The organism is Mycobacterium arosiense ATCC BAA-1401 = DSM 45069, assembly GCF_002086125.1.
GTDB classification, from domain to species: domain Bacteria; phylum Actinomycetota; class Actinomycetes; order Mycobacteriales; family Mycobacteriaceae; genus Mycobacterium; species Mycobacterium arosiense.
In genome coordinates, this window is the sequence record NZ_MVHG01000013.1 from 37,079 (window position 1) to 59,736 (window position 22,658).

Here is a 22,658-nt window from a genome sequence, read left to right on the forward strand (position 1 = left end):
ATGGCTACACCTTCGGCGGCGGTCTCACCCCTGGATGTCGCGGCCATCCGTGCCGACTTCCCGATTCTCAAGCGCGTCATGCGCAGCGGAAATCCGCTGGCATACCTGGATTCCGGTGCGACGTCGCAGCGCCCGCTGCAGGTACTCGACGCCGAGCGGGAGTTTTTGCTGACCTCCAACGGCGCCGTGCACCGCGGTGCGCACCAACTGATGGAGGAGGCCACCGACGCCTACGAGCAGGGACGGGCCGACATCGCCGCGTTCGTGGGGGCAGACACCCAAGAGCTGGTGTTCACCAAGAACGCCACCGAGGCGCTCAACCTGGTGTCCTATGTGCTGGGGGACAAGCGTTTCGAGCGTGCGGTCGGACCGGGTGACGTCGTCGTCACCACCGAGCTCGAGCACCACGCCAATCTGGTTCCGTGGCAGGAACTCTGCCGGCGCACCGGGGCGACGCTGCGCTGGTACGGCGTCACGGACGACGGACGCATCGACCTCGACTCGCTGGAGCTCGACGAACGCGTCAAAGTCGTCGCCTTCACCCACCATTCGAATGTGACCGGTACGGTGGCCCCGGTGGCCGAACTGGTCAGCCGGGCGCGGGCGGTGGGCGCGCTGACGGTGCTGGACGCCTGCCAGTCGGTGCCACACCAGCCCGTCGATTTCCACGCGCTGGACGTCGACTTCGCCGCATTCTCCGGGCATAAGATGTTAGGCCCCAACGGTATCGGTGTGTTGTACGGGCGCGGCGAGGTGTTGGCGGCCCTGCCGCCGTTCTTGACCGGCGGCTCGATGATCGAGACCGTCACCATGGAAGCGTCCACCTACGCGCCGGTGCCGCAGCGGTTCGAGGCCGGCACCCCGATGACGTCTCAGGTGGTCGGGCTGGGCGCGGCCACCCGTTATCTCGGGGCCATCGGCATGGAGGCCGTGGCGGCCCACGAACATCAGCTGGTCGCCGCCGCGATCGACGGCTTGTCCGGTATCGACGCCGTGCGCATCGTCGGGCCGTCATCCATGGAGAACCGCGCCTCGCCGGTGTCGTTCGTCGTCGACGGCGTGCACGCGCACGATGTCGGGCAGGTGCTGGACGACGAGGGCATCGCGGTGCGGGTGGGTCACCACTGCGCCTTGCCGCTGCACCGCCGGTTCGGGCTGGCGGCCACCGCTCGGGCGTCCTTCGGGGTGTACAACACCACCGAGGAGGTCGAGCGTCTGATCGCCGGTGTGCGCCGCGCCCTGGATTTCTTCGTCGGCGATCGCAAGCGCGGCGAAGCCGGGCGCGGCGGGTCGCCGCCATGGGCTGGGAGAGGCTGACATTGCGTCTCGAACAGATGTATCAGGACGTGATCCTGGACCACTACAAGCACCCGCAGCACCGCGGGCTGCGGGAACCGTTCGGCGCCGAGGTGTTTCACGTCAACCCGGTCTGCGGTGACGAGGTCACCCTGCGGGTGGCGCTGTCCGAGGACGGCGACACCGTCGCCGACGTGTCCTATGACGGGCAGGGCTGCTCGATCAGCCAGGCGGCGACGTCGGTGCTCACCGAGCAGGTGATCGGGCAAAGCGTCGGCGACGCGCTCAAGACCGTCACCGCTTTCACCGAAATGGTGTCCTCGCGTGGCACCGTCGAGGGTGACGAGGACGTGCTTGGCGACGGGATCGCGTTCGCCGGGGTGGCCAAATATCCGGCGCGGGTGAAATGCGCGCTGTTGGGGTGGATGGCGTTCAAGGATGCGTTGGCCAAAGCGGCTACCGACTTTCAGGAGGTCACGGATGAGCGAAACCATCGCGCAGGATGACGAATTCCTTGCCGACCTCGAGGAGGCGATGCGTGACGTCGTCGACCCCGAACTCGGCATCAACGTCGTCGATCTGGGACTGGTCTACGGGCTGAACGTCGAGGCCGGTGACGAGGGGACCGTCGCGCTGATCGACATGACGCTGACGTCGGCGGCCTGCCCGCTGACCGATGTCATCGAAGACCAGTCACGCAGCGCGCTGGTGGGCGCCGGCCTGGTCGACGACCTGCGGATCAACTGGGTGTGGAACCCGCCGTGGGGTCCGGACAAGATCACCGAGGACGGCCGCGAGCAACTGCGCGCCCTCGGCTTCACCGTCTGAGCCAGGCCTTTCCGCGCTTGCCGCCCACGCGGCCCGCGTCCCTTAGCCTCTAGAGGTGGAAGTGCAGGCGCGGCAGATGCAGGTGGTGGTGCCGGTGGCCCATGGGCGGGCAGGTCTCCACGCTGATCATCGTCGCGTGCAGCACCCCGCCGTCTTGAGTCCCTTGTGCCCCAATGCATTTCCCGTTCGTGATCGCCTGGGTGTCCGACGGTGTCTGCCGCTGGTATGAGGTCGAGTCAGCGACCGTCACGTTGGTGGAGGCGCCCGGGTCGCCGGGCCCCAGACCGTGGACGGCGATGGTGTTGCCCGAGACCGAGGCGACCGTGCCGTAGAACCCGGCGGGCGGTGGACATTTGCCGTCCACCGATTGGGTGACCGTCACCGCCTGCGCGGTGATCGCACCCGGGGGCGGCGCGCTCTGCGGGGTGGCCTTGATGTTCACGCAACTGCCGGGCGTCACATCGGTCAGCTTCGCGGGGGTGACATCGACGACCCGGGTCTGGGGTGTGTAGTCCACCGTCGCCGAGCCGGTCCGTGTCCGAAGTGCCACCGTGCCACCCGAATTCGATTGCACCATGCCCTCTACGTAGTCCTTGCCCATCGGCGGCGGTGGTGGCGGCGCAGGCGGCCCCGGTGCCGGCGGCGGCGCCGCGGTGGGAGCCCCGCTGGGCGGGACCGCCGTGACGGCGCGTGGCGCGCTGCCGTTCGACGCGTCGTGCGAGGGCCCACACATCGCGATGCACAGCGCCACGAAGGCGACGACGGCGCCCAGCGCGATCTGCGTCCGCCGGGTCTTCAACGATAGGGCAGCCACAGCATCCATCTCCGATCACGCGTTGCGCCGTCCCGAGGAGGCGAGTGCCCCCGCCGAACGCGACTTCACGCCGCGCCGGCGGGGGGGAACGGCAAATTCAGTCAGCGCGAGCCGGGGTCAGTGACCCTGGCCGGGCTGGTTGGGCTTGCCGCACTTGCCGTCCACGGCCTGTCGTAGCTTGATGCTCGTCGCCTGCAGCGCGCCGCCGTTGTCCTGGGTTCCGCGCGCGTACAGGCATTTGCCGGGCGTGATCGCGTCGGTGTTCGCCGGCGTCTGCTTGCTGTATTTGGTCTTGTCGTCGACCGTGACGGTCGTCTGCGTGGTGTTGCCGCTGGGATCGGTGTTGGTCAGGTTGATGGTGTTGCCGGACACCGACGCCACCGAGCCGCGCACCCAGGCCGGCTTCGCGGGCGCCTGTGACGGCGGGAGCGACGGCGGCGTGGTGGTGGAACCGCCGGGCGCGGACTGCGGCGGCTTAGGGCAGGCGCCGTTGACGGACTGACTGATCTTCACCGACGCGGCGGTGACCGGCTGGCCGGGGGCCGGCGTCGACCCCTGCGTGGGCTTCACGCTGACGCAGCTACCGGGGGTGACGTCCGGCAGCCCGGCCGGAACGGCCTCGGTGATCTTGGTGGTCGAGGTGAAATTCACCGAGGCGGTCGCGTTGTCTTCCTTGGTGACCTGGATGGAGTTGCCGGCCACCGAGGCGATCAGGCCACTGACGCGCGCTTCGGCGTTCGGAGTGGCCGAGGTGGTCGTCGACGTCACGACCGACGTCGAGGTTGAGGTCGAGGTGGACGGGGGGCTGGACTTGTTCGAAGAGCCGCAGGCGGACAGGGACAATGCGGTAGCCCCCGCCACGGCGCAGACCGCGAGGCGAGTGAACCGGGGCACGTGACAGCTGGCAGACATCAACCCTTCTCCATTCGTCGGTTAAAGCCAACGTAAGGGTTTACCCGATTAACCTGTGCCCAACCTGTGGGCACTCAGAAGGCCTCTTCGGCCACCTTCATGATGTCGTCGTCGATGGATTCGATGACCCCGCGCAGCGCGGTCAGCCCGGGCAGCATGTTCTTGGCAAAGAACGTTGCGGTGGCGATCTTGCCCCGATAGAACGGTTCGTCGTCGCCCGCGCCGTTCGCCAGCGCCCGGTGCGCGACGTCGGCCTGCACCAGCAACCGCCAGCCGATCAGCAGGTCGCCGACCGCGAGCAGATAACGCACCGATGCCAGGCCCACCTTGTAGATCTCGTTCGCCTGCTGCGCCGCGGACATCAGGTATCCCGTCAGCGCGCCCGTCATCGCCGTCACGTCGTCGTATGCGGTCTGCACCAGCTGCGCGACCGGCTTGAGCGCCTCGTCGACGTTGTCGATGGTCGCCGTGATCTGCTCCGTCAGGAACTGCAGCGCCTGACCCCGGTCGCGCACGATCTTGCGGAAGAAGAAGTCGAGCGCCTGGATGGCGGTGGTGCCCTCATAGAGGGAATCGATCTTGGAATCGCGGATGTACTGCTCGAGCGGATAGTCCTGCAGGAAGCCCGAACCGCCGAGCGTCTGCAGCGACTCGGTCAGCACCTCGTACGCCCGTTCCGAGCTCACCCCTTTGACGATGGGCAGCAGCAGATCATCGATCCGGTGCGCCATTTCGTGATCGGCGCCCGAAACGCGTTGGGCCACAGCATCATCCTGATGGGCGGCGGCGTACATGTAGAGCGCGCGCAGGCCCTCCGCGTACGCCTTCTGCGTCATCAGGCTGCGACGCACGTCGGGATGGTGAATGATCGTGACCCGCGGTGCGGTCTTGTCCGACATCTGCGTCAGGTCGGCACCCTGCACCCGCTCCTTGGCGAAGGCCAGCGCGTTCAGGTAACCCGTGGACAGCGTGCCTGCGGCTTTGACGCCGATCGTCATGCGCGCCTGCTCGATCACGGTGAACATCTGCGCGATGCCGCGGTGCACGTCGCCGACCAGGTAACCGACCGCAGGCACATCCGTTGCGCCGAAAGTCAATTCGCATGTGGGGGAGGACTTGATGCCCATTTTGTGTTCCACCCCGGTGACGTACACGCCGTTGCGCGGGCCGAGCTCGAAGGTGTCCGGGTCGAACAGGAAGTTGGGCACGTAGAACAGGCTGAGCCCCTTGGTGCCCGGGCCCGCGCCCTCGGGGCGGGCCAGCACCAGATGAAAGACGTTCTCGGCGGTGTCGCCCACGTCGCCGCCGGAGATGAAGCGCTTGACGCCCTCGATGTGCCAGGTGCCGTCGGGTTGTTCGATGGCCTTGGCGCGCCCGGCGCCGACGTCGGAGCCCGCGTCGGGTTCGGTGAGCACCATGGTGGCCGCCCAGCCCCGCTCCACGCCTTCGGCGGCCCACCGCCGCTGCTGCTCGTTGCCCTCGAGGTACAACGCCTGAGACATGAACGGGCCCAGGTTGAAGAAGTTCGCCGAAGGGTTGGCGCAGATGAGCATTTCGTTGACCGCCCACGCCAGCGGCGGCGGGGCGGGCATGCCGCCGATCTCCTCGGCCATGCCCAGCCGCCACCAGCCGGCCTCCTTGAGCGCGGCGACCGTCTTGGCCAACTCGTCGGGCACGCTGATTTTGTGCTCGGCCGGGTCGAATACCGGCGGATTGCGGTCGGCGAAGGCGAATGATTCGGCCACCGGACCCTCGGCGAGGCGAGCGGCTTCGGCCAGGATCGTTTTGACCGTGTCCTCGTCGAGCTCGCGGTAGCCGCCGGAGCCGAGGACGGCGCCGACATCGAGAACCTCGAACAGGTTGAATTCGATATCGCGGACATTAGCGATGTAATGGCCCAACGCGATTCCCTCACTGGTCCTCGAGGCGGCGGATCGTCAGGCACAGTCTGTCGGACGCGGGAAAACGTACGCAACCGTAACCAGCGGCGGTGCGCCGCCGGCGCCAGGCCGAGGACCGGGAACATCGCGTCAGCCCCGGGCGTTACGGCAAACGTGACAACACTCGATCTCACCGCTGAGAAGTTCAACGAAACCATCGAGGGCAACGACATCGTGCTCGTCGATTTCTGGGCGTCATGGTGCGGTCCGTGCCGCCAGTTCGGTCCCACTTTCCAGGCGTCTTCGGAGAAGCACCCCGACATCGTGCACGCCAAGGTCGACACCGAGGCCGAACAACAGCTGGCGGCGGCCGCCCAGATCCGCTCCATCCCCACGCTGATGGCTTTCAAGAAGGGCAAACTGCTGTTCAACCAGCCCGGCGCGCTGCCGCCGGCCGCCCTGGAGGACCTGGTCGCGCAGGTCCGCGCGTTCGACGTCTCGGAAGTGTAGGGCCGCCCAAGCGGGGTGGGGCGAATGACCCCGCCGCGCTGCGCGCAAAGGCGCCCGGCGCCACGCGCTAGGTTGCATGGGTGAGTTTGGTACTGGTGGACCGCCCGCGGCCCGGCGTCGCGCTGATAACCCTGAACCGGCCCGAGCGGATGAACTCGATGGCGTTCGACGTCATGGTGCCGCTCAAGGAGGCTTTGGAGCAGGTCACCTACGACAATTCGGTGCGCGTGGTGGTGCTGACCGGCGCCGGCCGCGGCTTTTCCTCGGGCGCTGATCACAAGTCCGCGGGCTCGGTGCCGCACGTCGAGGGCTTGACCCGCCCGACCTATGCGCTGCGCTCCATGGAGATCCTCGACGAGGTCATCCTGGCGCTGCGCCGACTGCACCAGCCGGTGATCGCCGCGGTCAACGGCCCCGCCATCGGCGGCGGGCTGTGCCTGGCGCTGGCCGCCGACATCCGGGTGGCCTCGACCGGCGCCTATTTCCGCGCCGCCGGCATCAACAACGGGCTGACCGCCAGCGAGCTGGGCCTTTCCTACCTGCTGCCGCGGGCCATCGGCTCGTCCCGCGCGTTCGAGATCATGCTGACCGGCCGCGACATCACCGCCGAGGAGGCCGAACGCATCGGGCTGGTGTCCTGCCAGGTCCCCGACGAGCAGCTGCTGGACACCTGCTACGCCATCGCCGCGCGGATAGCGGCCTTCTCCCGCCCGGGAATCGAGTTGACCAAGCGCACGCTGTGGAGTGGACTGGACGCCGGTAACCTGGAAGGGCACATGCAAGCCGAAGGCTTGGGACAGCTTTTCGTCCGCCTGCTCACCGCCAACTTCGAAGAAGCGGTTGCCGCGCGCGCAGAACGACGACCACCGGTGTTCACCGACGACAAATAGGCGTCTTTTCCAAGGAGAGCAATCGTGATCACGGCCACGGACCTCGAGGTCCGCGCTGGTGCGCGCATCCTGCTCTCACCGGACGGGCCCGACCTGCGGGTGCAGCCCGGCGATCGCATCGGGCTGGTGGGCCGCAACGGTGCCGGCAAGACCACCACGCTGCGCATCCTGGCGGGGGAAACCGAACCCTACGCCGGGGCGATCAACCGGGCGGGTGAAATCGGTTATCTGCCACAGGATCCCAAAGAGGGCGACCTCGACGTGCTGGCCCGCGACCGGGTCTTGTCGGCGCGCGGGCTCGATGTGTTGCTGACCGATCTGGAAAAGCAGCAGGCGCTGATGGCCGAGGTCGCCGACGACGACGCCCGCGACCGCGCGATCCGCCGCTACGGCCAGCTGGAGGAGCGTTTCGTCGCGCTGGGCGGCTACGGCGCGGAAAGCGAAGCCAGTCGCATCTGCGCGAGTCTCGGCCTGCCCGAACGGGTGCTGACGCAGCAGTTGCGCACCTTATCCGGCGGACAGCGCCGCCGGGTGGAACTGGCCCGCATCCTGTTCGCCGCGTCCGAGGGCGGCGCGGGCATGTCGGGCTCGTCGACCACGCTGCTGCTCGACGAACCGACGAACCACCTGGACGCGGATTCCATCGGCTGGCTGCGGGATTTCCTGCGCGCGCACACCGGCGGGCTGGTGATCATCAGCCACAACGTCGAATTGCTCGCCGACGTCGTCAACCGGGTGTGGTTTTTGGACGCGGTGCGCGGCGAGGTCGACGTCTACAACATGGGCTGGCAGAAGTACCTCGACGCGCGGGCCACCGACGAGCAGCGCCGCCGCCGGGAACGCGCGAACGCCGAACGCAAGGCCACCGCGCTGCGTTCGCAGGCGGCAAAGCTCGGCGCCAAGGCCACCAAAGCCGTTGCGGCACAAAACATGTTGCGCCGCGCCGATCGGATGATGGCCGCGCTCGACGACGAGCGGGTGGCCGACAAGGTGGCCCGCATCAAGTTCCCGAGTCCCGCCCCCTGCGGGCGCACACCGCTGGTGGCCACCGGGCTGAGCAAGTCCTACGGGTCGCTGGAAGTGTTCACCGGTGTCGATCTCGCGATCGACCGCGGCTCGCGGGTGGTGGTGTTGGGCCTCAACGGTGCCGGCAAGACCACACTGCTGCGAATCCTGGCCGGCACCGAGGCCCCCGACACCGGAGCCCTCGAGCCCGGACATGGGCTGCGGATCGGCTACTTCGCCCAAGAGCACGACACGCTCGACAACGATGCGACCGTGTGGGAGAACATCCGGCACGCCGCACCGGATTCGGGCGAGCAGGATCTGCGCGGCCTGCTGGGCGCGTTCATGTTCAGCGGCCCCCAGCTCGACCAGCCGGCGGGCACGTTGTCCGGCGGTGAGAAGACCCGGCTCGCGCTGGCCGGTTTGGTGGCGTCGGCGGCCAACGTGTTGTTGCTCGACGAACCGACCAACAACCTCGATCCGGCGTCGCGCGAACAGGTGCTCGACGCGCTGCGCAGCTATCGGGGAGCGGTGGTTTTGGTGACGCACGACCCCGGCGCCGCCGAGGCCCTCGACCCGCAACGCGTCGTGCTGTTGCCCGACGGCACCGAGGACTTCTGGTCCGACGAGTACCGGGATCTCATCGAGCTCGCTTGAGTCGATGCGGGATTTGACGAAATCGGCCCGCGGCCGACGGTGGCTTCTTACTCTGGGTGCTTGCGATCGTGTCCCGGCGTCGGAGGAGCCATGAACAGAACACTGCAAAGGTCGGTCAAGTCACGCGACCAGCTGCTGGACGAGCTGCGGCACGCCTACGAAAGCGGCGCCAGTATCCGCAGCCTGGTCGCCGCGACCGGTAGGTCGTACGGGTCGATCCATAGCCTGCTGCGGGAGTCGGGCACCACGATGCGCAGCCGCGGCGGCCCCAATCGGACCGCCAAGGCGCACTGAATCCGCCGAACGTGCATCCGGCGACACCGAATCGGCGTGTCGCGTCGTGAGATTCACAATCGGCGCGGCTCAACCGCGGCGCACCGAGTTCTCTACCAGGTCGAGGACCGCGGATAGCCGCTGCGAATCCTCGCCGGATGCCGACCGGGCCACCAGGCCGTCGAGCACCAATTCCAGATAGCACTGCAGCACGTCGCCGGGTACGTCGTCGCGCACCCGGTGCGCCTCCATCTGCCGGCGCAGCCGATCGGTGGTGGCCGCCCGAAGCTCGGCGGAACGCTCCGCCCATCCCCGGCTGAACGCGGGATCGTTGCGCAGTTTGCGCGCGATCTCCAATCTTGTTGCCAGCCAATCGAACTGGTCCGGCGCGGCCAACATGTCGCGCATCACCTGGATGAGTCCCGCGCGCGAAGCCACGTCGGCCATCCGCTCGGCGTCCTCGTGGGCCAGCGCGAAGAACAGCGCGTCCTTGTCCCGGAAGTGGTGAAAGATCGCGCCGCGCGACATCCCGATCGCCTTCTCCAACCGGCGCACCGTGGCTTGCTCATAACCGTATTCGGCGAAGCAGCGGCGGGCGCCGTCGAGGATCTGGCGGCGGCGAGCCGCCAGATGGTCCTCGCTGACTTTTGGCATCAGGCGGTGACGGCTATGACTTCAGCATGTTGCGCAGCACGTACTGCAGGATGCCGCCGTTGCGGTAGTAGTCCGCCTCTCCCGGGGTGTCGATGCGGACGACCGCATCGAACTCGACCGGATCGCCGCCGTCCTTGCTTGCCTTGACGTGCACCGTCTTCGGCGTCTTGCCGTTGTTGAGCTCTTCGACGCCGGTAATGTCGAACACCTCGGTGCCGTCGAGACCCAGATCCGTGGCGGACTTGCCGTCGGGGAACTGCAGCGGGATGACACCCATGCCGATCAGGTTGGAGCGGTGAATCCGCTCGAACGACTCGGCGATCACCGCGCGAACGCCCAGCAGCCGGGTCCCCTTGGCCGCCCAGTCGCGCGACGAGCCCGACCCGTATTCCTTGCCGCCCAGCACCAACAGCGGAATGTCTTGTGCCGCATAATTTTGCGCCGCGTCGTAGATGAACGCCTGGGGCCCGTCGTCCTGGGTGAAGTCGCGGGTGTAGCCGCCGGACACGTCGTCGAGCAGCAGGTTGCGCAATCGGATGTTGGCGAAGGTGCCGCGGATCATCACCTCGTGGTTGCCGCGCCGCGAGCCAAAGGAGTTGTAGTCCTTGCGCTGGACGCCGTGCTCGTCGAGGTATTGCGCCGCCGGGGTGCCCGGCTTGATGCTGCTGGCGGGCGAGATGTGGTCGGTGGTCACCGAGTCGCCCAACAGCGCCAGCACCCTTGCGCCGGTGATGTCGGTGACGGGCTCGGGCTCGGCCGGCATGCCCTCGAAGTACGGGGGCTTGCGGACGTAGGTCGAATCCGCGTTCCACTCAAAAGTGTTGCCGCTCGGCGTCGGCAGGTTGCGCCAGCGCTCGTCGCCCTTGAACACGTCGGCGTAATTGTTGGTGAACATCTCGGAGTTGATCGCCGAGGCGATGGTGTCCGAAACGTCCTTCTGCGACGGCCAAATGTCTTTCAGGAAGACGTCATTGCCCGCCTTGTCCTGGCCGAGCGGCTGCTCGTCGAAGTCGAAGTCCATGGTGCCGGCCAGCGCGTAGGCCACCACCAGCGGCGGCGACGCCAAGTAGTTCATCTTGACGTCGGGGTTGATGCGGCCCTCGAAGTTGCGGTTCCCCGAGAGCACCGCGGTCACCGAAAGGTCGTTGTCGTTGATGGCCTTTGAGATTTCCTCGGGCAGCGGACCGGAGTTACCGATGCAGGTGGTGCAGCCGTAGCCCACCAGGTAGAAGCCGAGCTTCTCTAGGTACGGCCACAGGCCGGCCTTGTCGTAGTAGTCGTTGACCACCTGCGAACCGGGCGCCATGGTCGTCTTCACCCACGGCTTGGACGCCAGTCCCTTCTCAACGGCGTTGCGGGCCAACAGCGCCGCGCCCAGCATCACCTCCGGGTTGGAGGTGTTGGTGCACGACGTGATCGCGGCGATCACCACCGCGCCGTGGTCGAGCACGAACTCGCCGCGCTCGTGGGATTTCACCTGCACCGGGTTGCTCGGCCTGCCCTGGGCATGTGAGGCGGCCGAATGCACGACGGGCCGGTCGTCGGCGTGGCCGTTGGACACCGCGCCCGGGTCGCTGGCCGGGAAGGTCTCCTCGACCGACTCGTCGAGCTTCGAATAGTTCTGCCGGTCGTCTTCTTCACCTTCGACGTAGCTGAGGATCTGCTCGCGGAACGTGGACTTGGCTTCCGACAACTGGATTCGGTCCTGCGGGCGTTTGGGTCCGGCGATCGACGGCACCACCGTGGAGAGGTCGAGCTCGAGGTACTCGGAGAACACCGGCTCGTGGTCGGGGTCGTGCCACATGCCCTGTTCTTTGGCGTAGGCCTCCACCAGCGCCGGCTGCTCGTCGCTGCGGCCGGTGAACTTCAGGTAGGAGATGGTCTCCTCGTCGATCGGGAAAATGGCTGCGGTGGAACCGAATTCGGGGCTCATGTTGCCCAGCGTGGCGCGGTTGGCCAGCGGCACCTCCGAAACGCCCTTGCCGTAGAACTCGACGAACTTGCCGACAACGCCGTGCCTGCGCAGCATTTCGGTGACCGTCAGCACGACGTCGGTGGCGGTGACGCCCGCCTGGATCTCACCGGTCAGCTTGAAGCCCACGACCCGCGGGATCAGCATCGACACCGGCTGTCCCAGCATCGCGGCCTCGGCCTCGATACCGCCTACGCCCCAACCCAGCACGCCCAGGCCGTTGACCATCGTGGTGTGCGAGTCGGTTCCCACGCACGTGTCGGGGTAGGCCACGCCGTCGCGCGACATTACCACGCTGGCCAGGTATTCGATGTTGACCTGGTGCACGATGCCGGTGCCCGGCGGCACCACCTTGAAGTCCTGGAACGCTCCCTGGCCCCAGCGCAAAAACTGGTAGCGCTCACCGTTGCGCTCGTACTCGATCTCGACGTTGCGCTCGAATGCGTCGGCGGTGCCGAACAGGTCGGCGATCACGGAGTGGTCGATCACCAGGTCGGCGGGGGCGAGCGGGTTGACCTTCTCCGGTTTGCCGCCGAGGTCGCCGATGGCCTCGCGCATGGTGGCCAGGTCGACGATGCACGGCACGCCGGTGAAGTCCTGCATCACCACACGAGCGGGCGTGTACTGGATCTCAATGCTGGGTTCCGCCTTGGGATCCCAGTTCGCGATGGCCTCGATGTGGTCTTTGGTGATGTTGCTGCCGTCTTCGTTACGCAGCAGGTTTTCGGCCAGCACCTTGAGGCTGTAGGGCAGCTTCTCGGTGTTGGGGACGGCGTCGAGGCGATAGATCTGGTAACTCTGGTCGCCGACCTTCAACGTGTCGCGGGCGCCGAACGAATTCACAACATCAGTCACTTGCACTCCCAGAGTCTTTAGTTCTCCACCGCGACGGGCCGTGTCGGCGGTGCCGTGCCAACTTTAACAGTACGCTTGTCCTGCATTACGGGGGCACTGCTGACTTCAGTCTTATCGCCGCGGCCGCCGGTTTAAACCCCCGGCCATCGAGTCGCGTACGGTGCCCCTAGCACTACCGCAGGAGGGACGCCATGACCGGGCAAGATTCTTTCGCCGGACCGCTGCCGCAAACGGTTCCGTTCCCGCCCGCCTACATTCCGGTGGACGTCGACATGACCATGGTCAAAACCCAGGTCGCCGCCACCGGAGTCAGCGCCCCACCCGCCGCGATGCCCGGACTGCTCGACGTGGTCAACCAGGCGCACGCCGAGGGCATCAACCTCAAGATCGTGCTGCTCGACCACAATCCCCCGAACGACACCCCGTTGCGCGACATCTCGACGGTGGTCGGTGCGGACTATCACGACGCGACGGTCCTGACGCTCAGCCCGAGCTACGTCGGAAGCTACAGCACCCAGTTCCCGCGCGTGACGCTCGAGGCCGGCGAGGACAACGCGAAGACCGGCAACCCCGTGGTCTCCGCCCAGCATTTCCTGCACGAGCTCGACACGCCCGAGTTTCCCTGGACCGGCCTGACGATCTTCCTGTTGATCGCGGTCCTCGCGGCCGCGGTCGGCACCCGGTTGCTGCAGGTGCGCGGCAAGCGCGCAGCAACGTCGGAGGACGCCGCGGCAACCCCGGCCGCCGACGCCAATACCGCCGTCTAACATCTGGTATTCGTCTATCGCGGTTCCCTCGGCGAACCGGGGTGACCTGCTGGCAAACCGGCCAGGTCACCATTCGGTCACATTAAACGCACGTAGAGAGTGCGATTTCGGTGGAGCGTTTGCACGCCCATCGGTGTGACGTACGGTGCAAATGATGCTGGTGTTGTCTTTGGCGCCTTTCGGGGAACCTGTGGCTGGCGCCGCCCGTCGTGTTGAGCCGTAGGAGACCTGAGTCGAATGACACGCACACGCTGGGGGTCTTCTGCGCGACAAGCCCTAAGGCTGATGCGGCCCGTCGTTCCATCCGTTGTGAGCCTCGCCCTGCTGATCGCCACGCCGGGCCTCGCGGAGGCCGATCCCACCGCAGATCACCTGGCCGCCCTCATCGCCGACGTCGCCAAGGCCAACCAGCGGCTGCAGAACCTGAGCGCCGAAATCCAGACCGAACAGGAAAGCGTCAACAAGGCCCTCGTCGACGTGGAGACCGCGCGGGACAACGCGGCCACCGCCCAGCGCGACCTCGAGGCCAGCCAGCAGGCGGTCAAGGACGCCAACATCGCCATCGCGGGCGCGCAGCGCCGCTTCGACACGTTCGCCGCGGCCACCTACATGAACGGCCCGTCGAACAGCTACCTGACCGCGAGCAGCCCCGACGACATCATCGCCACCGAGGCCGCCGCCAAGAACCTGACCACCAGCTCGCAGACCGTGATGGCCAAGCTGCAGCGGGCCCGCACCGAGCAGGTGAACAAGGAGTCGGCGGCGCGGCTGGCCAAGCAGAACGCCGACAAGGCCGCCGCCGACGCCAAGGCCAGCCAGGACGCCGCCGTGGCGGCGCTCACCAACTCCAAGCAGAAGTTCGACCAGCAGCGCGAGGACATCATTCGCCTTGCGGCCGAACGGAATCAGGCTCAAATCAAGCTGGAGGCGGCCAAGCGTGAGGCCGCGCGGCAGTGGTCCGCGGGCGCCGGCGGTGCGGGCCCGTCGGCGTCGGGTGACCGGTGGGATACCGGATCGCAAGGCGCGCCCGCGCCGTCGGCCGGGGGCCGCCAGTGGGACGGCGCCTGGGACCCCACCTTGCCGATGATCCCGAGCGCCAACGTCCCCGGCGACCCCATCGCGGTGATCAACCAGGTGCTCGGCATCTCGGCCACCTCGACCCAGGTCACCGCCGGCCTGGGCCGCAACTTCCTGCAGCAGTTGGGCATCCTCAAGCCCGATGACACCGGCATCACCAACGCCGCGCCCGGCGGGGTGGGAGCGCGCATCCCCCGGGTCTACGGGCGGCAGGCCACCGAATACGTCATCCGGCGCGGCATGTCGCAGATCGGCGTGCCCTACTCCTGGGGCGGCGGCAACGCGGCCGGCCCGAGTAGGGGCATCGACTCCGGCGCGGGCATCACCGGCTTCGACTGTTCGGGTCTGGTGCTGTATTCGTTCGCCGGCGTGGGCATCAAGCTGCCGCACTACTCGGGCTCGCAGTACAACCTGGGTCGCAAGATCCCGTCCTCCCAGATGCGCCGCGGCGACGTCATCTTCTACGGCCCGGGCGGCAGCCAGCACGTGACGATCTACCTCGGCGACGGCCAGATGCTCGAGGCCCCCGACATCGGGTTGAAGGTGCGCGTCGCCCCGGTGCGCACCAGCGGCATGACGCCCTACGTGGTCCGGTACATCGAGTGGTGATCGAGTGAGCTCTGAACGGACAGCCATGCGCCGCAACCGGTTTCGCATCATCAACCTCGCCTGGATCGCCGCTGTGCTGTCCGGGCTGATGTTTTCTGCTGTGCTGCCGGCTCCGATTGCCGCGGCCGACCCCGGCCAGTGGGATCCCACCCTGCCGGCCCAGATCAGCGCCGGTGCCCCGGGCGACCCGCTGGCGGTCGCCAACGCGTCGTTGCAGGCCACCGCGCAGGCGACCCAGACGACGATGGACCTAGGCAGGCAGTTCCTCGGCGGTCTCGGGATCAACATCCTGGGCGATCCCGCACCCGCCGCCACCCCGTCCAACCCCGGCGGCAAGATCCCGCGGGTCTATGGCCGGCAGGCCATCGAGTACGTGATCAAGCGGATGGGCTCGCAGATGGGCGTGCCCTACTCGTGGGGCGGCGGCTCGCTGGACGGCCCCAGCAAGGGCGTCGGCGACGGCGCCAACATCACCGGCTTCGACTGCTCGGGGCTGATGCGCTACGGCTTCGCCGGGGTTGGCGTGCTGATCCCGCGGTTCTCCGGTGACCAGTACAACGCCGGGCGCCACATCCCGCCGGACCAGGCCAGGCGCGGCGACCTGATCTTCTACGGCCCGGGCGGCGGCCAGCACGTCACCATGTATCTGGGCAACGGCCAGATGCTGGAGGCGTCGGGCAGCGCCGGGAAGGTTACAGTAAGCCCGGTTCGAAAGCCCGGCATGACACCGTTCCTGACCAGGATCATCGAGTACTGATCGCCCGGCCGGCGACCCATCGGCTGGGTGAGCGTCGACGGAAACCGGCGGTGCTGGAATAGTTGGACGAGGGCACGTCGCTGCCCGGCAGTCGTGTCCGATGAGACGTGGAGGGTTTATGACAGCAGCAGGTGGGCCGCCGCCAGGCGCCAGCGGTTACTCGGGCGCGGGCGGGCAATCCGGCCCGGCTCACGAAGCGCCGGCGGGCGGCGGCAACGGACTGGCCGCCGAGGTGCAGACTCTGGAACGAGCCATCTTCGAGGTCAAACGCATCATCGTCGGCCAGGACCAGCTGGTGGAGCGCATGCTGGTGGGCCTGTTGTCCAAGGGGCACGTGCTGCTCGAGGGTGTGCCCGGCGTGGCCAAGACGCTGGCCGTCGAGACGTTCGCCAAGGTGGTCGGCGGGACGTTCGCGCGCATCCAGTTCACGCCGGACCTGGTGCCCACCGACATCATCGGTACCCGCATCTACCGCCAGGGCAAGGAAGAGTTCGACACCGAGCTCGGCCCGGTGGTGGTCAACTTCCTGCTCGCCGACGAGATCAACCGCGCGCCGGCCAAGGTGCAGTCCGCGCTGCTGGAGGTCATGCAGGAACGCCACGTGTCGATCGGCGGCAAGACCTTCGCGCTGCCCAACCCGTTCTTGGTGATGGCGACGCAGAACCCGATCGAGCACGAGGGTGTCTACCCGCTGCCCGAAGCCCAGCGCGACCGCTTCCTGTTCAAGATCAACGTCGGCTACCCGTCGCCGGAGGAGGAGCGGGAGATCATCTACCGGATGGGTGTGCGCCCGCCGGAGCCCAAGCAGATCCTCAACACCGGCGACCTGTTGCGCCTGCAGGACATCGCCGCCAACGTCTTCGTCCACCACGCCCTGGTGGACTACGTGGTGCGCGTGGTGACCGCCACCCGCCACCCCGAACAGCTCGGCATGAACGACGTCAAGATGTGGATCTCATTCGGGGCGTCGCCGCGCGCCTCGCTGGGCATCATCGCCGCGTCCCGATCGCTGGCGCTGGTCCGCGGCCGTGACTACGTGATCCCGCAAGACGTCGTCGACGTCATTCCCGACGTGCTGCGCCACCGGCTGGTGCTCACCTACGACGCGCTCGCCGACGAGATCTCGCCGGAGATCGTCATCAACCGGGTGCTGCAGACGGTGGCCCTGCCTCAGGTGAATGCCGTTCCGCAGCAAGGTCATTCGGTGCCCCCGGTGATGCAACCCGCCGGCGCGGCCAGCGGTCGGTGACCGACCCCAACAGGCGGGCGGTGGTGCATCCGCCGTCGATGCAGCGGGGTCAGATCGATGACCCGAAGCTGTCGGCGGCGCTGCGCACTCTCGAACTCACCGTCAAACGCAAGCTCGACGGTGTGCTGCACGGCGATCACCTCGGCCTGATCCCCGGGCCCGGCTCGGAGCCGGGGGAGTCGCGCGAGTACCAGCCCGGCGACGACGTCCGCCGCATGGACTGGGCCGTCACCGCCCGCACCACACACCCGCACGTGCGGCAGATGATCGCCGACCGGGAGCTGGAAACCTGGCTGGTCGTCGACATGTCGGCCAGCCTGGACTTCGGGACCGTGGGGTGCGAGAAGCGCGACCTCGCGGTGGCGGCGGCCGCCGCGATCACCTTCCTCAACAGCGGGGGCGGCAACCGGCTGGGCACGATCGTCTCCACCGGCGCCAACATCACCCGGGTGCCCGCCCGGTCCGGACGTCAGCACGAGCAGACGCTGTTGCGCACCATCGCCACCACGCCGCGGGCGCCCGTCGGGGTGCGCGGCGATCTGGCGACGGCGATCGACGCCCTGCGCAGGCCGGAACGCCGCCGCGGCATGGCGGTGATCATCAGCGACTTCCTCGGTCCGATCAATTGGATGCGCCCGCTGCGGGCGATCGCCGCCCGGCACGAGGTGCTGGCCATCGAGGTGCTCGACCCGCGTGACGTCGAGCTGCCCGACATCGGCGACGTGGTGCTGCAGGACGCCGAGTCCGGCGTCACCCGTGAGTTCACCATCGACGCCCAGCTGCGCGACGATTTCGCCAAGGCCGCCGCGGCGCACCGCGCCGACGTGGCCCGCACCATCCGCAGCTGCGGTGCCCCGGTTCTGACGCTGCGCACCGACCGCGACTGGATCGCCGACATCGTGCGGTTTGTCGAATCCCGCCGGCGTGGGGCATTGGCAGGGCGGCAGTGACATTGCCGCTACTGGGCCCGATGTCGTTGTCGGGCTTCGAACATTCGTGGTTCTTCCTGTTCCTGCTCGTCGTCTTCGGGCTGGCCGCGCTCTACATCCTGATGCAGCTGGCGCGCCAGCGGCGGATGCTGCGGTTCGCCAACATGGAGCTGCTGGAAAGCGTTGCACCCAAACGGCCTTCGAGCTGGCGACATGTTCCGGCGATCCTGTTGGTGGCCTCGCTGGTGCTGTTCACCATCGCGATGGCCGGCCCCACCAACGACGTCCGGATTCCGCGCAACCGCGCGGTGGTGATGCTGGTCATCGACGTCTCGCAGTCGATGCGCGCCACCGACGTGGCGCCCAACCGGATGGCGGCCGCGCAGGAGGCGGCCAAGCAGTTCGCCGACGAGCTGACCCCGGGCATCAACCTCGGGCTGATCGCCTACGCGGGGACCGCGACGGTGTTGGTATCGCCGACGACCAACCGGGACTCGACCAAGGCCGCATTGGACAAGCTGCAATTCGCCGACCGCACGGCTACCGGTGAGGGCATCTTCACCGCCCTGCAGGCCATCGCGACCGTCGGCGCGGTGATCGGCGGCGGCGACAAACCGCCGCCGGCGCGCATCGTGTTGTTCTCCGACGGCAAGGAGACGATGCCGACCAATCCGGACAACCCGAAGGGCGCCTTCACCGCCGCGCGCACGGCCAAGGACCAGGGCGTGCCGATCTCGACCATCTCGTTCGGCACGCCGTACGGCTTCGTCGAGATCAACGACCAGCGCCAGCCGGTGCCCGTCGACGACGCGACGCTGAAGAAGGTGGCCCAGCTCTCGGGCGGCAATGCCTACAGCGCGGCGTCATTGCAGGAGTTGAAGTCGGTGTACGCGACGCTGCAGCAGCAGATCGGCTACGAGACGATCAAGGGCGACGCCAGCGTGGGCTGGGTGCGGCTGGGCGCGCTGGTGCTGGCGCTGGCGGCGCTGGCAGCGCTCCTGATCAACCGCCGCCTACCCACATAGCCCGGGGCCCCGCCTCATCCGCGAGCGTAAGCACACTGCGATTTCGGGGCCGGATTCTCGCAGTGTGCTTACGCTCGCGAGGCGCGTGCCTCGCGCACCCGGCGGACGATGTCGTCGGGGTGATCCTCGGCGATGACCCGGACGACGACCCACCCGCGCCGTTCGAGCATTTCGAGCCGGCGGATGTCCTTGACGTACTGATGGCGACTCGATCGATGTTGGTCGCCGTCGTACTCGACCGCGACCTTGATATCGTCCCAGCCCATGTCCAAATAGGCTTCGGCGCAACCCCATTCGTTGCGCACGGCGATTTGCGTCTGTGGCCGGGGGAATCCCGCATTGATCAGCAAACAACGCAGCCAGGTCTCTTTGGGGGATTGCGCTCCACCGTCGACGAGTTTCAGAGCGACACGAGCGGCCTTCATGCCTCGGCCTCCCCGATACCTCTCGACCAATGGCTCGACGTCGGGAACCTGTAGGTTCGTTGCCTGTATGAGGGCGTCGATCGCAGCTACGGCGACACCCAGCCGGCATCGCCTGGCCAAGTCGAGTGCCGTTCGAGCCGCTGTGGTGACTCGCATGTCGTCGACGACCGTGATCTCGTCGTTCTCGATCCGCTCTTCCCACACCTGCACGCCCGCAGTGGGGCAGCGGTTGGTGTCGATGATGGAGGCGGGCAACGCTGGGTCGATCCACTTCGAGCCGAGCAGCGCCGAGGCGGAAAAGCCGGCGAGTATGCCGCGGCGTCGAGACCGCAGCCAGCAGGCCTTCGCCCGCAATACCGCGGTCAGCTCCGCATCTCTGTGGACGTACACGTCTTTGTGCAGCGCCATGTATCGACTGCGCAGCTCATATGGAGTCAGCGCGCCGACAGCCAGGGCTTCGCTGCCCAGGAAGGGGCCTGTCATGGCCGAAGTGTGCGCAGTCACACCGACAGAACCGCGCGAGTGTAAGCGCACTGCGAAAATCCGGCCCGAGAAGCGCAGCCCGCTTACGCTCGCGGAGATGACGGGGGGAGATTTCGGCCCCGCCGCATCGAGGCGATAAGTTGGCCGGGTGACTGACGCAGCCACCGAGCACACCTCCAAGCCCGCCAGCAACGGCGGCAAGCCGGCATTCGTATCCCGTTCGGTCCTGGTCACCGGCGGAAACCGGGGGATAGGGCTGGCGATCGCGCAGCGGCTGGCCGCCGACGGCCACAAGGTGGCCGTCACGCACCGCGGATCCGGGGCGCCCGAGGGGTTGTTCGGCGTCGTGTGCGACGTCACCGACAACGAAGCGGTCGACCGCGCCTTCAAGGAGGTCGAAGAGCACCAGGGCCCGGTCGAGGTGCTGGTGTCCAATGCCGGCATATCCAAGGACGCGTTCCTGATCCGGATGACCGAGGAGCGGTTCGAGGAGGTCATCAACGCCAACCTCACCGGCGCCTTCCGGGTGGCCCAGCGCGCCTCACGCAGCATGCAGCGCAAGCGTTTCGGCCGGATCATCTTCATCGGGTCGGTGTCCGGCAGTTGGGGCATCGGCAACCAGGCCAACTACGCGGCCGCCAAGGCCGGCCTGATCGGCATGGCCCGCTCGATCTCCCGCGAGCTCTCCAAGGCCAATGTCACCGCGAATGTGGTGGCGCCGGGCTACATCGACACCGAGATGACCCGCGCGCTGGACGAGCGGATCCAGGCGGGTGCGCTGGACTTCATCCCGGCCAAGCGGGTCGGCACCGCCGAGGAGGTCGCCGGCGCGGTCAGCTTCTTGGCGTCCGAGGACGCCAGCTACATCGCCGGCGCGGTCATCCCGGTGGACGGCGGCATGGGCATGGGCCACTGACTTCAACCACGATTCAAAGGACGGACATGGCAGGACTGCTCGACGGCAAACGGATTCTGGTCTCCGGGATCATCACCGACTCCTCGATCGCGTTTCACATCGCCAAGGCGGCCCAGGAGGCCGGGGCGCAGTTGGTGCTGACCGGGTTCGACCGGTTGCGCCTGATTCAGCGCATCGCCGACCGGTTGCCGGAGAAAGCGCCGCTGATCGAACTCGACGTGCAGAACCAGGAGCACCTGGACTCGCTCGCCGAGCGGGTGACCGCAGAGATCGGCGACGGCAACAAGCTCGACGGCGTGGTGCACTCGATCGGTTTCATGCCGCAGACGGGGATGGGCATCAACCCGTTCTTCGACGCGCCGTATGAGGATGTCTCCAAAGGCATTCACATCTCGGCGTATTCGTACGCCTCGCTGGCCAAGGCGACGCTGCCGATCATGAATCCCGGCGGCTCCATCGTGGGTATGGACTTCGACCCCAGTCGGGCGATGCCGGCCTACAACTGGATGACCGTCGCCAAGAGCGCGCTGGAATCGGTCAACCGGTTCGTGGCGCGCGAGGCGGGCAAGTTCGGCGTGCGCTCGAATCTCGTTGCCGCGGGCCCAATCCGGACGCTGGCCATGAGCGCGATCGTCGGCGGGGCGCTCGGCGAAGAGGCCGGCGCGCAGATGCAGCTGCTCGAAGAGGGCTGGGACCAGCGCGCGCCCATCGGCTGGAACATGAAGGATCCGACGCCGGTCGCCAAGACGGTGTGCGCGTTGCTCTCGGATTGGCTGCCGGCGACGACGGGAACCATCATCTACGCCGACGGCGGCGCAAGCACCCAATTGCTCTAAAGCCTAATGGAATTCGACGCCGTCCTGCTGCTCTCCTTCGGTGGGCCGGAAGGTCCCGAGCAGGTTCGGCCGTTCCTGGAGAACGTCACCCGGGGCCGCGACGTGCCACCGGAACGGCTCGATGACGTCGCCGGGCACTACCTGCATTTCGGTGGCGTCTCGCCGATCAACAACATCAATCGCGCGCTGGTCGCGCAGCTGGAAGCCGAGCTGCACGACCGCGGCCTGGACCTGCCGGTTCATTTCGGCAACCGCAATTGGGAGCCCTACGTCGAGGACACCGTCGCGACCATGCGCGACAACGGAATTCGTCGGGCCGTGGTGTTCACCACCTCGGCGTGGAGCGGCTATTCCAGCTGCACGCAATACGTCGAGGACATCGCCCGGGCGCGCGAGGCGGCCGGGCCCGACGCGCCCGAATTGGTCAAGCTGCGGCCCTATTTCGACCACCCCAGGTTCGTGCGGATCTTCGCCGACACCATAGCCGCGGCGTCGGGCGCTCTGACCGCCGAGCAACAGGCCGGTGCGCGACTGGTGTTCACCGCGCATTCGATCCCGGTGGCCGCCGACGACCGCCTGGGGCCCCGGCTGTACAGCCGCCAAGTCGCTTACGCCGCAAGCCTTGTGGCGGCCGCCGCCGGATACTCCGACTACGATCTGGCGTGGCAGTCGCGCTCGGGGCCGCCCCAGGTGCCATGGCTGGAGCCCGACGTGGCCGACCACCTGACCACCCTCGCCGAGGCCGGGACGAAGGCCGTCATCGTCTGCCCGATCGGGTTCGTGGCCGACCACATCGAGGTGGTGTGGGACCTCGACAACGAGTTGGCAGCTCAGGCCGAGGCGGCGGGCGTGGCACTGGTGCGGGCGTCGACCCCTAACGCGCATCCGCGTTTCGCGCAGATGGCCGCGGACCTGATCGACGAACTGCGATACGGGCGAGCTCCCGAGAGAGTGACCGGACCCGACCCGGTGCCCGGTTGCCTCGCCAGCGTCAACGGCGCGCCGTGCCGCCCGCCGCACTGCGCGGCCGGCCGCTAGA

At 67.6% G+C, this 22,658-nt stretch carries 23 protein-coding genes; 17 read left to right on the forward strand and 6 right to left on the reverse strand.

Features of this window, described 5'->3' with window-relative positions; all coding sequences use genetic code 11:
• From BST14_RS08260 to BST14_RS08270, 3 genes are read left to right on the forward strand one after another with little or no spacing between them, the layout of a single operon-like run.
• Nucleotides 1–1,317: a cysteine desulfurase gene (locus tag BST14_RS08260; RefSeq protein WP_083064026.1), complete on the forward strand. Its 1,317-nt coding sequence runs from the start codon at nucleotides 1–3 to the stop codon at nucleotides 1,315–1,317.
• Complete coding sequence (sufU, locus tag BST14_RS08265) at nucleotides 1,314–1,802, forward strand: Fe-S cluster assembly sulfur transfer protein SufU (RefSeq protein WP_142279317.1); 489 nt, start codon at nucleotides 1,314–1,316, stop codon at nucleotides 1,800–1,802. Before BST14_RS08260 ends, sufU begins: the two co-directional genes overlap by 4 nt.
• Nucleotides 1,777–2,124: a metal-sulfur cluster assembly factor gene (locus BST14_RS08270; protein WP_083064027.1), complete on the forward strand. Its 348-nt coding sequence runs from the start codon at nucleotides 1,777–1,779 to the stop codon at nucleotides 2,122–2,124. Before sufU ends, BST14_RS08270 begins: the two co-directional genes overlap by 26 nt.
• Before the next feature lie 49 nt (nucleotides 2,125–2,173).
• On the opposite strand, the gene BST14_RS08275 is transcribed toward BST14_RS08270, so the two are convergent.
• Both BST14_RS08275 and BST14_RS08280 read right to left on the reverse strand, forming a co-directional pair.
• The gene (locus BST14_RS08275) at nucleotides 2,174–2,923 is read right to left on the reverse strand and encodes a DUF5666 domain-containing protein (RefSeq protein ID WP_083064082.1); all 750 of its coding nucleotides are present in this window, start codon (nucleotides 2,921–2,923) and stop codon (nucleotides 2,174–2,176) included.
• Between the two features lie 132 nt (nucleotides 2,924–3,055).
• Nucleotides 3,056–3,640 (reverse strand): DUF5666 domain-containing protein, encoded by a 585-nt coding sequence (locus BST14_RS08280; RefSeq protein WP_083064028.1) that lies wholly within the window; start codon nucleotides 3,638–3,640, stop codon nucleotides 3,056–3,058.
• On the opposite strand from BST14_RS08280, the gene BST14_RS32610 reads away from it, so the two are divergent.
• Nucleotides 3,624–3,836: a hypothetical protein gene (locus tag BST14_RS32610; RefSeq protein ID WP_083064029.1), complete on the forward strand. Its 213-nt coding sequence runs from the start codon at nucleotides 3,624–3,626 to the stop codon at nucleotides 3,834–3,836. The genes BST14_RS08280 and BST14_RS32610 overlap by 17 nt on opposite strands.
• 88 nt (nucleotides 3,837–3,924) lie before the next feature.
• On the opposite strand, the gene BST14_RS08290 is transcribed toward BST14_RS32610, so the two are convergent.
• A complete protein-coding gene (locus tag BST14_RS08290; protein ID WP_083064030.1) occupies nucleotides 3,925–5,751 on the reverse strand; it encodes an acyl-CoA dehydrogenase in 1,827 nt (608 codons plus the stop codon).
• A 153-nt stretch (nucleotides 5,752–5,904) separates the two neighbouring features.
• On the opposite strand from BST14_RS08290, the gene trxA reads away from it, so the two are divergent.
• From trxA to BST14_RS08310, 4 genes are all read left to right on the forward strand, one after another.
• Nucleotides 5,905–6,240 (forward strand): thioredoxin, encoded by a 336-nt coding sequence (gene trxA / locus BST14_RS08295; protein WP_083064031.1) that lies wholly within the window; start codon nucleotides 5,905–5,907, stop codon nucleotides 6,238–6,240.
• Between the two features lie 80 nt (nucleotides 6,241–6,320).
• Nucleotides 6,321–7,130 carry an enoyl-CoA hydratase gene (locus tag BST14_RS08300; RefSeq protein ID WP_083064032.1) on the forward strand — a complete coding sequence of 270 codons (810 nt, stop codon included), beginning with the start codon at nucleotides 6,321–6,323 and terminating at the stop codon, nucleotides 7,128–7,130.
• Nucleotides 7,131–7,154: 24 nt separating this feature from the next.
• The gene (locus BST14_RS08305) at nucleotides 7,155–8,792 is read left to right on the forward strand and encodes an ABC-F family ATP-binding cassette domain-containing protein (RefSeq protein WP_083064033.1); all 1,638 of its coding nucleotides are present in this window, start codon (nucleotides 7,155–7,157) and stop codon (nucleotides 8,790–8,792) included.
• Between the two features lie 90 nt (nucleotides 8,793–8,882).
• Nucleotides 8,883–9,086, forward strand: coding sequence for a helix-turn-helix domain-containing protein (locus tag BST14_RS08310; RefSeq protein WP_438502140.1), 204 nt, complete (start codon nucleotides 8,883–8,885; stop codon nucleotides 9,084–9,086).
• A gap of 69 nt (nucleotides 9,087–9,155) precedes the next feature.
• On the opposite strand, the gene BST14_RS08315 is transcribed toward BST14_RS08310, so the two are convergent.
• Nucleotides 9,156–9,719 (reverse strand): TetR/AcrR family transcriptional regulator, encoded by a 564-nt coding sequence (locus BST14_RS08315; RefSeq protein WP_083064034.1) that lies wholly within the window; start codon nucleotides 9,717–9,719, stop codon nucleotides 9,156–9,158.
• Nucleotides 9,720–9,732: 13 nt separating this feature from the next.
• Nucleotides 9,733–12,546, reverse strand: a complete 2,814-nt coding sequence (locus BST14_RS08320) for an aconitate hydratase (RefSeq protein WP_083064084.1) — start codon at nucleotides 12,544–12,546, stop codon at nucleotides 9,733–9,735.
• Between the two features lie 191 nt (nucleotides 12,547–12,737).
• Here BST14_RS08320 and BST14_RS08325 point away from each other — a divergent pair, with 191 nt between their 5' ends.
• The 6 genes from BST14_RS08325 to BST14_RS08350 all read left to right on the forward strand — a co-directional run bounded on the left by BST14_RS08325 (nucleotide 12,738) and on the right by BST14_RS08350 (nucleotide 18,959).
• Nucleotides 12,738–13,313: an Rv1476 family membrane protein gene (locus BST14_RS08325; RefSeq protein ID WP_083064035.1), complete on the forward strand. Its 576-nt coding sequence runs from the start codon at nucleotides 12,738–12,740 to the stop codon at nucleotides 13,311–13,313.
• 237 nt (nucleotides 13,314–13,550) lie between these two features.
• Nucleotides 13,551–14,999: an NlpC/P60 family peptidoglycan endopeptidase RipA gene (ripA, locus tag BST14_RS08330; RefSeq protein WP_083064036.1), complete on the forward strand. Its 1,449-nt coding sequence runs from the start codon at nucleotides 13,551–13,553 to the stop codon at nucleotides 14,997–14,999.
• Between the two features lie 25 nt (nucleotides 15,000–15,024).
• Nucleotides 15,025–15,756 (forward strand): NlpC/P60 family peptidoglycan endopeptidase RipB, encoded by a 732-nt coding sequence (gene ripB, locus BST14_RS08335; protein WP_083064037.1) that lies wholly within the window; start codon nucleotides 15,025–15,027, stop codon nucleotides 15,754–15,756.
• 118 nt (nucleotides 15,757–15,874) lie between these two features.
• Nucleotides 15,875–17,005 carry a chaperone MoxR1 gene (moxR1, locus tag BST14_RS08340; RefSeq protein ID WP_083064038.1) on the forward strand — a complete coding sequence of 377 codons (1,131 nt, stop codon included), beginning with the start codon at nucleotides 15,875–15,877 and terminating at the stop codon, nucleotides 17,003–17,005.
• Nucleotides 17,006–17,043: 38 nt separating this feature from the next.
• Entirely contained in the window at nucleotides 17,044–17,955 is a 912-nt protein-coding gene (locus BST14_RS08345) for a DUF58 domain-containing protein (protein ID WP_142279318.1), read from the forward strand.
• Entirely contained in the window at nucleotides 17,952–18,959 is a 1,008-nt protein-coding gene (locus BST14_RS08350; protein ID WP_083064040.1) for a VWA domain-containing protein, read from the forward strand. The genes BST14_RS08345 and BST14_RS08350 overlap by 4 nt, the downstream gene beginning before the upstream one ends.
• A 68-nt stretch (nucleotides 18,960–19,027) precedes the next feature.
• Here BST14_RS08350 and BST14_RS08355 read toward each other — a convergent pair whose 3' ends face one another.
• Nucleotides 19,028–19,867, reverse strand: coding sequence for a DUF559 domain-containing protein (locus BST14_RS08355; protein ID WP_083064041.1), 840 nt, complete (start codon nucleotides 19,865–19,867; stop codon nucleotides 19,028–19,030).
• A gap of 148 nt (nucleotides 19,868–20,015) precedes the next feature.
• Between BST14_RS08355 and fabG1 the strand changes: the two genes are divergently transcribed.
• Genes fabG1 through BST14_RS08370 form a run of 3 tightly spaced genes read left to right on the forward strand, consistent with a single transcriptional unit; the run spans nucleotide 20,016 to nucleotide 22,657 of the window.
• Nucleotides 20,016–20,783, forward strand: a complete 768-nt coding sequence (fabG1, locus tag BST14_RS08360; RefSeq protein ID WP_083064042.1) for a 3-oxoacyl-ACP reductase FabG1 — start codon at nucleotides 20,016–20,018, stop codon at nucleotides 20,781–20,783.
• Nucleotides 20,784–20,809: 26 nt separating this feature from the next.
• A complete protein-coding gene (gene inhA / locus BST14_RS08365; RefSeq protein ID WP_083064043.1) occupies nucleotides 20,810–21,619 on the forward strand; it encodes an NADH-dependent enoyl-ACP reductase InhA in 810 nt (269 codons plus the stop codon).
• Nucleotides 21,620–21,625: 6 nt separating this feature from the next.
• Nucleotides 21,626–22,657, forward strand: a complete 1,032-nt coding sequence (locus tag BST14_RS08370) for a ferrochelatase (protein ID WP_083064044.1) — start codon at nucleotides 21,626–21,628, stop codon at nucleotides 22,655–22,657.
• The last annotated feature ends 1 nt before the right edge of the window (nucleotide 22,658 follow it).

What these genes read in the sequence shown, in the direction of transcription:
- BST14_RS08260 (WP_083064026.1), top strand. Translation starts at nt 1, where the DNA reads ATGGCTACACCTTCGGCGGCGGTCTCACCCCTGGATGTCGCGGCCATC.
- BST14_RS08270 (WP_083064027.1), top strand. Translation starts at nt 1,777, where the DNA reads ATGAGCGAAACCATCGCGCAGGATGACGAATTCCTTGCCGACCTCGAG.
- BST14_RS32610 (WP_083064029.1), top strand. Translation starts at nt 3,624, where the DNA reads ATGGAGTTGCCGGCCACCGAGGCGATCAGGCCACTGACGCGCGCTTCG.
- BST14_RS08310 (WP_438502140.1), top strand. Translation starts at nt 8,883, where the DNA reads ATGAACAGAACACTGCAAAGGTCGGTCAAGTCACGCGACCAGCTGCTG.
- BST14_RS08315 (WP_083064034.1), bottom strand. Translation starts at nt 9,719, where the DNA reads ATGCCAAAAGTCAGCGAGGACCATCTGGCGGCTCGCCGCCGCCAGATC.
- BST14_RS08325 (WP_083064035.1), top strand. Translation starts at nt 12,738, where the DNA reads ATGACCGGGCAAGATTCTTTCGCCGGACCGCTGCCGCAAACGGTTCCG.
- ripA (WP_083064036.1), top strand. Translation starts at nt 13,551, where the DNA reads ATGACACGCACACGCTGGGGGTCTTCTGCGCGACAAGCCCTAAGGCTG.
- ripB (WP_083064037.1), top strand. Translation starts at nt 15,025, where the DNA reads ATGCGCCGCAACCGGTTTCGCATCATCAACCTCGCCTGGATCGCCGCT.
- moxR1 (WP_083064038.1), top strand. Translation starts at nt 15,875, where the DNA reads ATGACAGCAGCAGGTGGGCCGCCGCCAGGCGCCAGCGGTTACTCGGGC.
- BST14_RS08345 (WP_142279318.1), top strand. Translation starts at nt 17,044, where the DNA reads ATGCAGCGGGGTCAGATCGATGACCCGAAGCTGTCGGCGGCGCTGCGC.
- BST14_RS08355 (WP_083064041.1), bottom strand. Translation starts at nt 19,867, where the DNA reads ATGACAGGCCCCTTCCTGGGCAGCGAAGCCCTGGCTGTCGGCGCGCTG.
- inhA (WP_083064043.1), top strand. Translation starts at nt 20,810, where the DNA reads ATGGCAGGACTGCTCGACGGCAAACGGATTCTGGTCTCCGGGATCATC.
- BST14_RS08370 (WP_083064044.1), top strand. Translation starts at nt 21,626, where the DNA reads ATGGAATTCGACGCCGTCCTGCTGCTCTCCTTCGGTGGGCCGGAAGGT.